The following is a 13,585-nucleotide window of genomic DNA, read 5'->3' as shown; positions in this document are numbered from 1 at the left end:
TCAGGCCCCACTCGAACCCCTCAGGCCCCGCTCGGGTGCCTACAACTTCTCGATCGGAGCTATTTTCACTAGCAGTCGTTTGCGGCCCGCCGAGTCGAACTGCACCTCGGCGATGCTCTTCGCCCCGTTGTCGGTGACCGAGGTGACGCGCCCCTCACCAAAATCGTCGTGCCGCACGCGGTCGCCGGCGACAAGCTTGAGGTCGCCGTTGTCGCGCACCGTGCCCGTGACCTTGTTGGCCCACTGGGTCTTTTCGCCGGCCTCCGCCTTGCGAGCGGCCCGCGCGAGGGCGGTCGCACTCGGGCCCGACGAATAGCCGTAGCCCGAGCCACCACCAGGATCGAAGCCGGGCGCTGCACCGGATGCCGCGCCACGCGAGCCCGACGAGAAGCCCGAGCCCACGGCATCCCGCCTCGCATTGAGCGCCCTGGGCTGGGTGCCGCCGCGACTGTTTGCCATGCCGGGCGACTGCCGCCACTCAATCAGGTCGACGGGGATCTCCTGGAGATACCGCGACGGCATCGCCACATTCACGTCGCCGAACTGCGCGCGCGTCATCGCGAGCGAGAGGTAGAGGCGACGACGTGCGCGCGTGATGCCGACATAGAACAGGCGTCGTTCTTCGGCGGGGCCGCCCGGTTCGCCGGACGACATCTGGTGCGGCAGCAACCCTTCTTCGATTCCGGTGAGGAACACGGAGTCGTATTCGAGGCCCTTCGCGGTGTGGAGGGTCATGAGCGAGACGGTGCCGCTCGAGTCGTCGAGCTCGTCGGCCGCCGCCACGAGGGTCACCTCGGTGAGAAAGTCGAGCAGGGTGCCCTCGGGGCTGCGCGTGTTGAACTCGCGCGTCTGCGCCAACAGTTCTTCGACGTTCTCGGCGCGCGCCTCGTCTTGCGGGTCGCGGGATGCTCGCAACAGTTCTACGTAGCCGGTGCGTTTGATGATGGCTTCGAGGATGTCAGCGACCTTCGCCGGCGGCCCGGCACCCTCTGGCGGGTCTGCGGCACGGGTGAGGTCGTCGAGCAGCCCGGCGAGCTCGACCATCGCGCTGCGCACCTTCGGGCCAAGCCCGAGTTCATCGGCCTGCCGCAGCGAGTCGCGCAACGTCTGCTCGTGCTTGTCGGCGTGCAACTGCAGCGCCGCCTCGGTCGCCGGGCCGATCCCCCGCTTCGGCACGTTCATGATGCGGCGCAGGGCCATAGGGTCGGCGGGGTTCGCGACCGCGATGAGGTATGCCATGACGTCTTTGATTTCGGCGCGCTCATAGAACTTCGTGCCGCCGAGCACCCGGTACGGGATCGCCGACCTGATAAAAATCTCTTCGAGCGCACGTGTCTGCGCGTTCGTGCGATAGAAGACGGCAATGTCCTTATACGCGAGCCCGCCCTCGTGCAGGGTCGAGACCTCGTCGGCAATGAACTGTGCCTCATCGTGCTGGCTATAGCCGGTGAAGCCGACGATCTTCTCGCCCTCACCGATGGTCGTGAACAGCTTCTTGTCTTTGCGGTCGAAGTTGTTTGAGATGACCGCGTTCGCCGCATCGAGGATGTTCTGGGTCGAGCGGTAGTTCTGCTCGAGCAGGATCACCCTGGAGTTGGGAAAGTCGCGCTCGAACTCGACGATGTTGCGGATGTCCGCACCACGGAACGCATAAATCGACTGGTCGGAGTCACCGACCACCGTGAGGCTCGCGCCCTCCAGCCGCCCATCGTCATCCTTCGGCGGCCGCGTGAGCTCACGGATGAGGGAGTACTGCGCGTGATTGGTGTCCTGATATTCGTCGACGAGGATGTGGCGGAAGCGACGTTGATAGACGGCCGCGACCTGCGGGAACGCCCGGAACAGGTACACGGTCTGCCCGATGAGGTCATCGAAGTCGAAGGCGTTCGCGCGCTGCAACTCGCGCGTGTAGGTGCGGAAGATCTCGGCGAACACCCGCTCGGCCGGGTCGTTGAAGTTTGCGTTGCGGGCATACGACTCGACGTCTTGCAGCTCGTTCTTCAGCTTCGAAATCTTGCCGGAGACAGAAGAAACGGTGAAGCCGAAGGCGTCGGCATCCATCTCCTTGATGATGCGCTTGATGAGTGCGCGCGAGTCGGCCGAGTCATAAATCGTGAAGTTCTTGGTGAAGCCGAAGTTCTCGGCCTCGCGCCGCAGGATGCGCACGCACGCCGAATGGAACGTCGAAATCCACATGCCCTCGGCGGCCTGCCCGATGAGCCCCTCGACGCGCTCGCGCATCTCCGCCGCGGCCTTATTCGTGAAGGTGATCGCAAGGATCTGGCTCGGCCACGCCTCGCGGCTGTAGAGCAGCCCGGCGATGCGCCGCGTGAGCACGCTCGTCTTGCCGGAGCCGGCCCCGGCGACGATGAGGAGCGACTGGCCCCGGAATTCGACCGCCTCGCGCTGTTGCGGGTTGAGCCCGTCGAGGAGGGGGTTCGCTGGCGCGCCATCGGCGTCGAGGATGAAGGTCATGTCGCCGTCAATTGTAGGCGGCGCCCCTGACAGCACTCGATGGGCGGGCAACGAGCGGCTAGGCGACCTCGAACAGCCCCGCCGCCCCCATTCCGCCGCCGACGCACATCGTCACCACGACATACTTGGCGCCGCGACGCCGGCCCTCGAGCAGCGCGTGCCCGACCATCCGCGCCCCCGACATGCCGTAGGGGTGGCCGATCGCGATCGCCCCACCGTTGACGTTGAACTTCTCGGGGTCGATGCCGAGCTGGTCGCGGCAGTACAGCGTCTGCGACGCGAATGCCTCGTTGAGCTCCCACAGGTCGATGTCGTCGACCGTGAGGCCGTGCTGTCGCAGCAGCTTCGGCACGGCGACGACCGGGCCGATCCCCATCTCGTCTGGCTCGCATCCGGCAACCGCCATGCCGCGATACACCCCGAGCGGTGCGAGGCCGCGACGCGACGCCTCGCCCGCTTCCATCAGCACGGCGGCGGATGCCCCGTCCGAGAGTTGCGAGGCGTTGCCGGCCGTCACGGTCGCGGTCGCGGTGACAGCCCCATCGGCGAGCACGGTGCGCAGGCCCGCGAGCCCCTCGATGCTCGTCTCGGGCCGGTTGCCTTCGTCGAGTTCTAGCGTGACCTCGCGAACGCTGATCTCGCCCGTGCCCTTGTCGGCGATCGCCATGCTCGCCGTGAATGGCACGATCTCGTCGGCGAAGATGCCGGCCTGCTGCGCCCTTGCGATGCGCTGCTGCGAAGTGAGCGCGTATTCGTCTTGCGCGTCGCGGCTCACGCCGTAGCGTTCGGCGACGAGTTCCGCCGTCTCCAGCATTGGCATGTACACGCCCGGGTGGTGCTCGTTGACCCACGGGTCGATCATGCGGAACGTGTTGCGGTGCTCGTTCTGCACGAGCGAGATCGACTCGAGCCCGCCGCCGACCGCGATGTCGATCCCATCAACGATGATCTCTTTCGCCGCGATCGAGATCGCCATGAGGCCTGAGGCGCACTGGCGGTCGATCGTCATGCCGGCGACCTCGACGGGGAGGCCAGCGCGGAGGGCCGACTGGCGCGCGACATTGAGGCCCGTGTTGCCCTCCTGCAGGGCGACGCCCAACACGAGGTCGTCTACCTCGGCGCCCTGCAGGCCGGCACGTTCGACGGCGGCGGCGATCGCGTGCCCGGCGAGCGCCTGCCCCTCCGTGGTGTTGAACGCGCCACGGTAGGCACGCCCGATTGGGGTGCGGGCGGTCGAGACGATGACGGCTTCTCTCATGGCTTCACTCCGTTGTGATCGATGGATGCATTCCACCTCGCACGGGCCTCGATCGCAAGGTCAGGCTGGTCGGCGAAGACACCGTCAACCCCCGACGACATGATGAGCTGGAACTCGGCGAGCCAATCACCGAAGCGCGCAGCATCCTTGCCCCGGCGCAGGTTGGCGTCGAGGTAGCGGTTTTCGGCACGGAGCGTCCAGCAAAACGCGGTGAGGCCTGCGGCATGAGCCCGGTCGACGACGTTCGTGATGCCGAGTGTCGCGCCGTCAGCATCCGTGCGCAGCAGCAGCCGTTTGTCGACACTCACACCGTCGATGCCCGAGGCGCGCAGGGCCGCCAGCCCGTCCACCGTGAGATCGTCGGCATACGGTCGCGCCCCCGTGCCGTCGCGGGCCACCCGGTCGGCCGGCGCACCCTTGGCCTCGACCAGGTAGATGAGCGGTGCCGTGACCCCGAGATTCCGGATGCCGCGCAGCACGTCGAGCTCGAAACTCTCGACCGTCACCCGCTCGTCGTCGTGCCACCCCGCCGCCCGCAGCTCCTCCGCGAAGAGGCGGTCGACGTCGAGCCCGATGGACGCGAAATAGGTGGCGTGCTTGATCTCCGCAACCAGGCCGACGCGGCGGCCATCGCGGTCGGCCTCGTCGAGCATCGCGAGCAGGTCGCCAAGGCGCAGCACCCCGTCGAGGCCGTCGAACGTCGTGTTGTTCACCCGCACTTTCGGCAGTCGTTCACGCGACCGCAGGGTGCTGAGTTCAGCCCACGTGAAGTCCTCCGTGAACCATCCGGTGAGCTCGATGCCATCGATCGTTTTGGTGGTGCGGCGTGAGGCGAACTCGGCGCGGCTCGCGACATCCGTGGTGCCCGAAATCTCGTTCTCGTGCCGCAGCACCAGCACGCCGTCGCTCGACGGCACAATATCGGGCTCGATCGCGTCGGCCCCCATCGCGATCGCGAGCGCGTAGGCCGACCGCGTGTGCTCGGGGCGGTAGCCGCTCGCCCCGCGATGGGCGATCACGAGCGGGCGGGGTGCGGGGGTGGTGGCGTTGGCGTTCGCATGCTGGGCTGTCGCCTGCTCGGATGTCACGGCTCAACGCTACGCGAGGCCAGCCTGTGGACACAGCATCACGCCCCAACACACGCCCCACTACCCTGCCGGAATGCCCCCGTGCCCGAGCTGCGGCGCCGCCCCGACGCGCGCCTGGAAGTACTGCATCGCCTGCGGTGCGCCGCTTGTGCGGCGTGAGGCGGTGCCCGCCGCGATCCGCCCGGAACCGCCCAGTGCCGCCACCCCCTCGCACACTCGCGGCCGGGTGCGCACGGCGGCGATCGCGAGTGCCGCCATCATCGGCGTTGCGGTCATCGCCGGGGCGGGCATCCTGCTGTTCACCTAGGGCAAACGGCAAGAGAATTCGCAGCAATTCGGGGAAGAGCTTCGGTACGCTATGCGTTGTACCCCGCAGAGGCGACAGCCTCGACAGACCCGGTACCACCTAGGAGAAGACCACAGATGGCCAACCCCGCATTCAGCAACTCGCCCGCCTTCGCGGCGGGCGCGAAGGCAGTCAACTACTCGAAGCCTGTCTCGGCCGAAGAGCTTGACGCCATGTACGGTCGCCCCTCGGCGACCCCCGTCGACACCGACCGGATGTCGTATGAGGACACGATCGTCAAGACGCTCATCGCCTTCAGCGTGCTCGTCGCGACCTCCGTCGTCGGCTGGTTTGTGCCGATCCTCATGATCCCCGGCGCGATCATCGGCCTCGTGCTCGCGCTCGTCAACATCTTCAAGAAGCAGCCGTCGCGCGGGCTCATCCTTGCCTACGCCGCGTTCCAGGGCTTGTTCGTCGGCGGTATTTCGGCGATCTTCAACACGATGTGGGACGGAATCGTCACGCAGGCGGTCTTTGGCACCCTTGGTGTTGTTGGCGTCACCCTCGTGCTCTTCCTCAACGGCAAGGTGCGCACGAGCCCCCGGGCCAACAAGATCTTCCTCGTGGCGATGATCGGCTACGCGGCCTTCTCGCTCGTCAACTTCGGTCTCATGATGTTCGGCGCGACCGACAGCATGTTCGGCCTGCGCGGTGACATTGAGATCTTCGGCATCCCGCTCGGTGTCATCCTCGGCCTGCTCGTCGTGCTGCTCGCGGCGTACTCGCTCGTCATGGACTTCGAGAACATCAAGACCGGCGTCGAGCGCGGCGCCCCCCGCATCTTCGGATGGCAGGCCGCCTTCGGCATCATGGTCACCGTCGTGTGGCTCTACGTCGAGATCCTGCGGATGATCGCGATCTTCCGCGAGTAAGCACTGCACGCGCAACAAGGGCCGTCCCACTGGGGCGGCTCTTCTTGCATGTCAGTCGGTCGCGAGATGCGGCTCAGTCGCGGCGGCGGCGGCGGCGAAACAGCCCGCGCTTCCGCTTCACCACGGGCGCCTCCTCCGCCGTCGCCATAGGCGCAGACCTGAGGGTCGAGACACCCCGCTCGGAGTCCTTCACAAGTCGAGTCCAATCACAGCGGATGCACTGCACCACATAGCGATGCACCGAAAGTCCCGTGCCGAAAAACGGGTTCGGCACCGTGCGGGTGCGCGCGTTGCAGGTCGGGCAACGAACCTCCCTGACATCCACCCCTGATCTGGGCATGCTCATGACGTCGACCTCGCGGCGGACGAATAGCGGGACACGATAGCCCTTCAGTGGTGCACGGTGCGCCCTAGGGTAGGCACATCCATGCTAGACCGACAGGTCTATTCAGGAGGACCCCGTCACTCCCACTCAATCGTGCCCGGCGGCTTCGACGTGACATCGAGCACGACCCGGTTCACATCCTGCACCTCGTTGGTAATGCGATTCGAGATGCGGGCGAGCACGTCATAAGGAAGGCGAGTCCAGTCCGCCGTCATGGCATCCTCGCTCGAGACGGGGCGCAGCACGATCGGATGCCCGTAGGTGCGGCCATCTCCCTGCACGCCGACCGAGCGCACATCCGCAAGGAGCACGACGGGGCACTGCCAAATGTCGTTGTCGAGACCCGCCAGAGTGAGCTCGGCGCGGGCGATCGCATCCGCTTTGCGCAGCAGCTCAAGCCGATCTTTTGTGACCTCGCCGACGATGCGGATGCCGAGGCCGGGGCCGGGGAACGGCTGGCGGCCAACAATGACCTCCGGGAGGCCGAGCTCGCGACCGATCTGCCGCACCTCGTCTTTAAAGAGCGCGCGGAGCGGTTCGACCAGTTCGAACGTCATGTCCTCCGGCAGGCCGCCGACGTTGTGGTGGCTCTTGATGTTCGCGGTGCCGGAGCCGCCGCCCGACTCGACCACGTCGGGGTAGAGGGTGCCCTGCACGAGGAACCGGATCGGGTCACCCTCCTCAGCCGCCTCCTCGATGAGCTGCTTCTGCGCCGCCTCGAAGGTGCGGATGAACTCGCGGCCGATGATCTTGCGCTTCTGCTCCGGGTCGCTCACCCCGGCGAGCGCCGTGAGGAACTGCTCCTCAGCATCGATCGTGATGAGTCGCACGCCCGTCGCCGCGACGTAATCCTCTTCGACCTGGCGGCGCTCATCCTGCCGCAGCAGCCCATGATCCACGAAGACACACGTGAGCTGGTCGCCGACCGCCTCATGCACGAGGGCCGCCGCGACCGCCGAGTCGACACCGCCCGAAAGCCCGCAGATGACCTTGCCCGAACCGATCTGGGCCCGGATGCGATCCACCTGCTCCTGGATCACATTGCCGGCGTTCCAGTCGTTCGCAATGCCGGCCGCGCGGTGCAAGAAGTTCTCGAGCACACCCTGGCCGTATTTCGAATGCTTGACCTCCGGATGCCACTGCACGCCGTAGAGCTTGCGCACGTCATCCGCAAACGCTGCGACCGGGGTCGCCACCGTCGACGCGAGCACGCGGAACCCCTCGGGCGCCTTCGCGACACTGTCACCATGTGACATCCATGCCGTCTGTGTCTCAGGCTGGCCGTCGAGCAGCACGCCGTTCTCGACAACGTTGATCTCGGTGGAGCCGTACTCGCGCTGACCCGTGTGGGCGACCTCGCCACCGAGCTGCTTCGCCATGACCTGAAAGCCGTAACAAATGCCGAAGACGGGCACGCCGAGCTCAAGGATGCCCTCGTCGAGGTGCGGGGCGCCGGGCTCATAGACGCTCGACGGTCCGCCGCTCAACACAATGCCGACCGGATTCTTCGCCGCGATCTCCGCGGCACTGATCGTGTGCGGCACAATCTCCGAGTAGACGCCCGCCTCGCGCACCCGGCGCGCAATTAGCTGAGCGTACTGCGCACCGAAATCGACGACGAGGACAGGTTTCTGCTCGGTCTCGCTCACGCGTGAACCTCCACGGGCTCAGGGATGGCCGCGAGTCGCTGCTCGACAAAGCGGGGAACGGTTCGCTCGAAATAGAACGAGAGGAACGGGATGACACCACCGAGCGCGATCAGCAGGAACCGCGCAAACGAGAACCGCAGCAGCCGCCACAACACGAAATCGCAGGCGACATAGAGCACATAGAACCAGCCGTGCATCGCGAGGATGACGATCGACAGGTTGACGCCCGTGATCTCCGTCTTGTCGGTGAGCGCGAGAAAGCCGTTCGCGCCGTTCAGCTCGATGTCGGTGCCGAAACCATAGCGCGTCACCATCATCACAACGAGGGCGAGAAGAAAGAACCCGGTGATGTACGAAGAAACCTTGTACACCGAGAGGGTCTTGCGGATGCGGGGGACGTCAGACGGGCGGGGGCCGATGGGCATGGGCCCAGTTTACCGGGCGGATGCTGGGGCTTCAGCCGCCAGCTCGGGCTCGCTCTCAAGCTCCCACGCATCTTTCACCAGCCGCCACCACAAGAAAATCGCGAAGCCGCCGAAGATCACCCACTCGGCCGCATAGAAGATGTTGAGCCAGTTGATCTCGGTGTCCTCGCTCGGCGGCGGCGCATCGATCGTCGTGAGCTCGCCAAGCGCCCCATCCGCGATGACATAGCCCGCGTAGGTGCCGGCATCATCGACAACAGACCACAGATTCACCAGGCCGGCCGGCGACAGCGCACTGAGTTCCCCGGCCTCAAAGTCGGTCTCTTGCGGGGCATCGCCCGCGACGTAGCGACCTGCCAGCTCGACAGTGGTGCCAGCGGATGCCACCGCCTCGAGTTGCGCAGCAGCATCCGAAATTTCGTCCTCGACGTCAGACCACCCGAGTGCCACGGCGAGGCCCGCCCCGTCAGCGGTCGTGAGATGCCCGACCAGCCAGAAGCCGGCGACGCCATCGTGGAGGCGACCGCTGAGCACAACCGCGTCACCCGCAACCCAGGTCCCCTCGACGGTGACGAGCTGCCCGTCCTGCGGCGCGCGCACCGACACCTGCGGTTCAGTGAGCTCGTCGAGCGGCACCTTCGACTCGGTTTCGCGGGAGACGACGTCGTCGCTGGCGAAACTGCGCTCAAGCTGCCACTGACCGAGCGCGGCGAACGCGGCGGCAATGCCGAGCGCGAGCAGAAGGGCGGCGATCCATCGGGGCCTGCGCGCCACCGACCACATGCTGTTGCTCACCATGGCAGCCTACCGGCGCGTGGCTGGGGGCTTGCTCGCTGCGCCCCGCGCCCCCGCGCCCCGCGCCCCGCTCCGCGCTCCGCGCTCCGCGAATGATGGGGTTCCGGCGAGAGGGCGCCGCCACGGCACCATCATTCGGCCGGTATCCCGTCATCGGCGCCGGGTTGTCGCGGAGCGTCGCCTCCTCCTCAAGGCCACGGATGCCCCGCGGTGCCCCCATTCGCTGGCGTCAGGCCGTCCCTCCCCCGGCAAGCACCATCGTCGACTCGTGGACGATTCCCTCCTCTTGCACCGCGAGACACTTCGCCTCGGCTCTGACCGGGAGCTGCGCCGGCGGTTCCAGCGCGGAGAGTTCCATCGCCTTCGATCCGGTGTGTACGTCTCGGCAGAGAGCTGGCAGGCACTGGATGCTGACGACCGATACCGGATGTCGGTACGAGCCTCCGCCGCGGTGATGCCGCAAGGGACACAGTTCAGCCATGACTCTGCTGCTGCATTTTGGCGCCTCCCCTCGCTCGGACCCTGGTCAACATCCGCACACGTTGTGATGGATCGGCGCCTTGGCGGTCGATCCCAGGTCGGCGTGCGGTTCCACGGCCTCGGGCTCGATGACACCCCGTCGGTCATTGATGAGGTCACCGTGACCTCGCTTGCCCGCACGTTGCTCGATGTAGCCACCCAGCCAAATTTCTCGCGCGCCGTCGCCATGGTTGATGCGGGGATCAGCGCGACCGACCGAACCGTGCGCCACCCGGTCTCGGTCGAGCAGCCCACACGCGAGCATCTCCTCTCACTGCACGAGCAGCGGATGCCGTACTTCGCCTCCGCGAGAGCGGGCCGAGTTCTCGAGTTCGCCGATGCTCGGAGTGGCTCGCCTGCGGAGTCCCTCTTCCGGTGTCAGTGCCATGCGCTGGGGCTCCCGCGGCCAGAGCTTCAGGTGCCATTCTTCGACGACGATGGTCTCATCGGCTATGCCGACTGCTACTGGCCGCACATCGGCCTAGTTGTCGAGATCGACGGCGATGTGAAGTACAGCGCGCGGCGAAAATACCAGCGACATCTCACGCCAGAGCAGATCTTTCTCGCAGAGAAGAAACGTGAAGACCGGATGCGACGCGTCGTCCGGAGCTTCGCTCGGCCTCCCGTGGAGACAATCCGCGATCGACGCAGGCTTGCAATGTTTCTGGCGCACCACGGACTCGTGCCGCAGCGGCGTGGTGCGACAGATGACGGGTTTTCGGCAGGATGACGCCGCCACGGCCCCTTCATCCCGCCGAAAAGCCGTCATTCGTGAAACGAGGGGGGTGAGGGGGCGCGCGCAGGGCGCGCGGAGAGCGGGCGCGTCAGTGCGACGAGATGTCGGGCGCTTCGAGCCGCACGCGATCGGCCGAAGCGTCGTCGGGCTGTCGCTGGCTGGCCCGCTCCGCCTCGACGCGGGCGAGGTAGTGCGACACCTCGCGTTCGATGCGCTCCTCATCCCAGCCGTGCACGCGGGCCATGAGCCGCGCTGCGATCGGCGCCGCCGAGACGCCACGATCCCACGCCTCGATCGAGATGCGGGTGCGGCGGGCGAGCACATCGTCGAGGTGCAGTGCGCCCTCATGGGAGGCGGCGTAGACGATCTCCGCCTCGAGGTAGTCGTCGGCGCCGGGCAGCGGCGTGTTGAGTGAGGGGTCGGCGCGCATGAGGTCAAGCAGCTCATCCGTGAGGGTGCCGTAGCGGTTCAGCAGGTGCTCGATGCGCACCTTGTGCACGCCGAAGGCGCGTGCGATTTTCGATCGCTTGTTCCACGCCGCCTGATAGCCCTCGGCGCCGAGGAGCGCAATGTCTTCTGTTGTGCTGCGCGGCACTTTGCCGTCGAGGGCGGAGGATGCGGCATCCACCGCGTCTCTCGCCATGATGCGGTAGGTGGTCCACTTGCCGCCAGCGACAACGACAAGGCCCGGCACCGTGTGGGCGACCAAGTGCTCGCGCGAGAGTTTGGATGTTTCGTCCGATTCTCCGGCGAGGAGCGGCCGCAGCCCCGCGAAGACACCCTCAACGTCGTCGCGGGTGAGCGGCACGGCGAGCACCCGGTTGACCTGTTCGAGCAGGTAGTCGATGTCGGCGGTCGTCGCGGCGGGGTGCGCTTTGTCGAGATCCCATTTGGTGTCGGTGGTGCCGATGAGCCAGTGCCTGCCCCACGGGATGACGAAGAGCACACTCTTCTCGGTGCGGAGCAGCAGCCCGACTTTCGACTGGAACCGGTCTCGCGGCACCACAAGGTGCACACCCTTTGACGCGCGCACCTTGAACGTGCCGCGTTCGCCGACCATGCGCTGCGTGTCATCCGTCCACACGCCCGTCGCGTTGATGACCTGCCTGGCACGGATCTCGAAGGTCTCATCGGTGACGAGGTCGCGGGCGGTCACCCCGACAATGCGCTGCCCCACCTTGATGAAGCCCTCAACCCGCACGCGGCTCGCAACCTTGGCCCCGTAGAAGGAGGCGGTGCGGGCGAGACTCGAAACGTAGCGCGCATCGTCGACCTGCGCGTCGTAGTAGGTGATGCCGCCAGCGAAGGCATCCTTCTTGAGGCTGGGGATGCCGCGCTGAATCTGTCGCTTCGTGTGGTGGCGGTGATGCGGCACACCGGGCGCGCGGCCACCCGTGCGCGCGAAAACGTCGTAGAGCACCATGCCGGCACCGATGTAGACACGCTCGAACAGGTTCCGCACTGGGTAGAGGAACCGCACCGGTTTGACGAGGTGCGGGGCGATGCGCTGCAGCAGCAGGCCCCGCTCGATGAGGGCTTCGCGCACGAGCCTGAAGTCGAGCTGCTCCAGATACCGGATGCCACCGTGCACAAGTTTCGACGACCGGCTCGAGGTGCCCGAACCCCAGTCGCGCGCCTCAACCATGCCGACGCTGAGCCCCCGGGTGACGGCGTCGAGTGCGCACCCGGTGCCGACGATTCCCCCGCCGATGACAAGCACATCGAGTTCGCGGGTCTTAAGGGCGTCGAGGGCTGCCGCCCGCTCTTCTGGCCCCAGCTTGGATGAGTGGGTGACGGTCTTCGGTGCGGTCACGGATGCCCCTCGCTCTCGGTACGAGTTCGATGCTAGCCGCGGCGGGCGAACGGAGGCTGGATGTGACCGCTAGTGCGGCACGTACGGTGCGACGACGACATCGACGCGCTGGAACTCTTTGAGGTCTGAGTAGCCGGTCGTCGCCATGGCGCGCTTGAGCGCCCCGACAAGGTTGGAGCGGCCGTTGGCCGTGTCTGACGGGCCGTAGAGCACCTGCTCGAGCGGGCCGACCTGGCCAACCTCGACCCGGTGGCCGCGCGGCAGCTCGGGGTGGTGCGCTTCAGCACCCCAGTGGTATCCGCCGCCGGGCACATCGGTGGCCCGTGCGAGCGTCGTGCCGAGCATGACCGCGTCGGCACCCATCGCGATCGCTTTGGCGATATCACCGGAGGTGCCGAGGCCGCCGTCGGCGATGACGTGCACGTAGCGACCGCCCGACTCGTCCATGTAGTCACGGCGTGCGCCCGCGACATCCGCCACCGCGGTCGCCATGGGGGCGTGGATGCCGAGGCTCGCCCGCGTGGTGGAGGCAGCGCCGCCGCCGAACCCGACGAGCACCCCGGCCGCACCCGTGCGCATGAGATGCAGCGCGGGCGTGTAGCCTGCCACGCCGCCGACGATGACGGGGACGTCGAGTTCGTAGATGAACTTCTTGAGGTTGAGCGGCTCCTGGTTTTGGGAGACATGCTCTGCGCTCACGGTGGTGCCGCGGATGACGAAGATGTCGACCCCGGCCGCGACGACCGTCTTATAGAGCTCCTGGGTGCGCTGCGGCGAGAGGGCGCCGGCAACCGTAACGCCGGCGGCGCGGATCTCGGCGAGCCGCTTGGTGACAAGCTCTGCCTGAATGGGCTCGGCATACATGGCCTGCATGCGGTGCGTCGCCTCAGCGGCAGGAAGGGTGCGGATCTCTTCAAGCAGCGGCTCAGGGTTTTCGTAGCGCGTCCACAGGCCCTCGAGGTCGAGCACGCCGAGACCGCCGAGCTTGCCCATGAGGATCGCCGAGGCCGGGCTCATGACGGAGTCCATGGGGGCGGCGATGAAGGGGGTCTCGAACGTGAACGCGTCGATGGTCCAGTTCACCGAAACATCTTTGGGGTCGCGGGTGCGCCGGTTCGGCACGATCGCGATGTCGTCGAACGCGTACACACGGCGTGACCGCTTGGCGCGGCCGATCTCTATTTCTTGCACTGCCACAGCCTAGCGCGACCCCCTGTCGCGGGG

The 13,585-nt window shown here is 66.7% G+C and carries 11 protein-coding genes; 3 read left to right on the top strand and 8 right to left on the bottom strand.

Annotation, left to right across the window (positions count from 1 at the left end):
• Positions 1 to 39: 39 nt before the first annotated feature.
• The 3 genes from ACY48M_RS12395 to ACY48M_RS12385 are packed head-to-tail and all read right to left on the bottom strand — an operon-like array spanning position 40 to position 4,821.
• Positions 40 to 2,475 carry an ATP-dependent helicase gene (locus tag ACY48M_RS12395; RefSeq protein ID WP_462820603.1) on the bottom strand — a complete coding sequence of 812 codons (2,436 nt, stop codon included), beginning with the start codon at positions 2,473 to 2,475 and terminating at the stop codon, positions 40 to 42.
• Positions 2,476 to 2,533: 58 nt separating this feature from the next.
• Positions 2,534 to 3,733, bottom strand: coding sequence for an acetyl-CoA C-acyltransferase (locus ACY48M_RS12390; RefSeq protein WP_462820602.1), 1,200 nt, complete (start codon positions 3,731 to 3,733; stop codon positions 2,534 to 2,536).
• The gene (locus ACY48M_RS12385; protein WP_462820601.1) at positions 3,730 to 4,821 is read right to left on the bottom strand and encodes a glycerophosphodiester phosphodiesterase family protein; all 1,092 of its coding nucleotides are present in this window, start codon (positions 4,819 to 4,821) and stop codon (positions 3,730 to 3,732) included. Before ACY48M_RS12385 ends, ACY48M_RS12390 begins: the two co-directional genes overlap by 4 nt.
• 73 nt (positions 4,822 to 4,894) lie before the next feature.
• On the opposite strand from ACY48M_RS12385, the gene ACY48M_RS12380 reads away from it, so the two are divergent.
• Together ACY48M_RS12380 and ACY48M_RS12375 are read left to right on the top strand one after the other, a co-directional pair.
• A complete protein-coding gene (locus ACY48M_RS12380; RefSeq protein ID WP_462820600.1) occupies positions 4,895 to 5,128 on the top strand; it encodes a hypothetical protein in 234 nt (77 codons plus the stop codon).
• 116 nt (positions 5,129 to 5,244) lie between these two features.
• Entirely contained in the window at positions 5,245 to 6,039 is a 795-nt protein-coding gene (locus ACY48M_RS12375) for a Bax inhibitor-1/YccA family protein (RefSeq protein WP_462820599.1), read from the top strand.
• 462 nt (positions 6,040 to 6,501) lie between these two features.
• Here the strand turns inward: ACY48M_RS12375 and guaA are convergent, their stop codons facing one another.
• From guaA to ACY48M_RS12360, 3 genes are read right to left on the bottom strand one after another with little or no spacing between them, the layout of a single operon-like run.
• Positions 6,502 to 8,073 (bottom strand): glutamine-hydrolyzing GMP synthase, encoded by a 1,572-nt coding sequence (gene guaA, locus ACY48M_RS12370; RefSeq protein ID WP_462820598.1) that lies wholly within the window; start codon positions 8,071 to 8,073, stop codon positions 6,502 to 6,504.
• The gene (locus tag ACY48M_RS12365) at positions 8,070 to 8,498 is read right to left on the bottom strand and encodes a DUF3817 domain-containing protein (protein ID WP_462820597.1); all 429 of its coding nucleotides are present in this window, start codon (positions 8,496 to 8,498) and stop codon (positions 8,070 to 8,072) included. Before ACY48M_RS12365 ends, guaA begins: the two co-directional genes overlap by 4 nt.
• A gap of 9 nt (positions 8,499 to 8,507) precedes the next feature.
• A complete protein-coding gene (locus ACY48M_RS12360) occupies positions 8,508 to 9,293 on the bottom strand; it encodes an SURF1 family cytochrome oxidase biogenesis protein (RefSeq protein WP_462820596.1) in 786 nt (261 codons plus the stop codon).
• Positions 9,294 to 9,561: 268 nt separating this feature from the next.
• On the opposite strand from ACY48M_RS12360, the gene ACY48M_RS12355 reads away from it, so the two are divergent.
• On the top strand, positions 9,562 to 10,542 hold the full coding sequence (locus ACY48M_RS12355) for a hypothetical protein (protein ID WP_462820595.1): 981 nt from the start codon (positions 9,562 to 9,564) through the stop codon (positions 10,540 to 10,542).
• Between the two features lie 94 nt (positions 10,543 to 10,636).
• Here ACY48M_RS12355 and ACY48M_RS12350 read toward each other — a convergent pair whose 3' ends face one another.
• Complete coding sequence (locus ACY48M_RS12350) at positions 10,637 to 12,361, bottom strand: glycerol-3-phosphate dehydrogenase/oxidase (RefSeq protein ID WP_462820594.1); 1,725 nt, start codon at positions 12,359 to 12,361, stop codon at positions 10,637 to 10,639.
• Positions 12,362 to 12,430: 69 nt separating this feature from the next.
• Entirely contained in the window at positions 12,431 to 13,552 is a 1,122-nt protein-coding gene (locus ACY48M_RS12345) for a GuaB3 family IMP dehydrogenase-related protein (RefSeq protein WP_462820593.1), read from the bottom strand.
• Positions 13,553 to 13,585: the final 33 nt, after the last annotated feature.

This window comes from Homoserinimonas flava (assembly GCF_054969005.1).
Note: the sequence above shows the minus strand (reverse complement) of the source record. Positions and strands in the feature narration are given on the sequence as shown.

Bases quoted from the DNA above. Each gene is read 5' to 3' on its own strand.
- ACY48M_RS12395 (WP_462820603.1), bottom strand. From the start codon at position 2,475: ATGACCTTCATCCTCGACGCCGATGGCGCGCCAGCGAACCCCCTCCTC.
- ACY48M_RS12390 (WP_462820602.1), bottom strand. From the start codon at position 3,733: ATGAGAGAAGCCGTCATCGTCTCGACCGCCCGCACCCCAATCGGGCGT.
- ACY48M_RS12380 (WP_462820600.1), top strand. From the start codon at position 4,895: ATGCCCCCGTGCCCGAGCTGCGGCGCCGCCCCGACGCGCGCCTGGAAG.
- ACY48M_RS12375 (WP_462820599.1), top strand. From the start codon at position 5,245: ATGGCCAACCCCGCATTCAGCAACTCGCCCGCCTTCGCGGCGGGCGCG.
- ACY48M_RS12365 (WP_462820597.1), bottom strand. From the start codon at position 8,498: ATGCCCATCGGCCCCCGCCCGTCTGACGTCCCCCGCATCCGCAAGACC.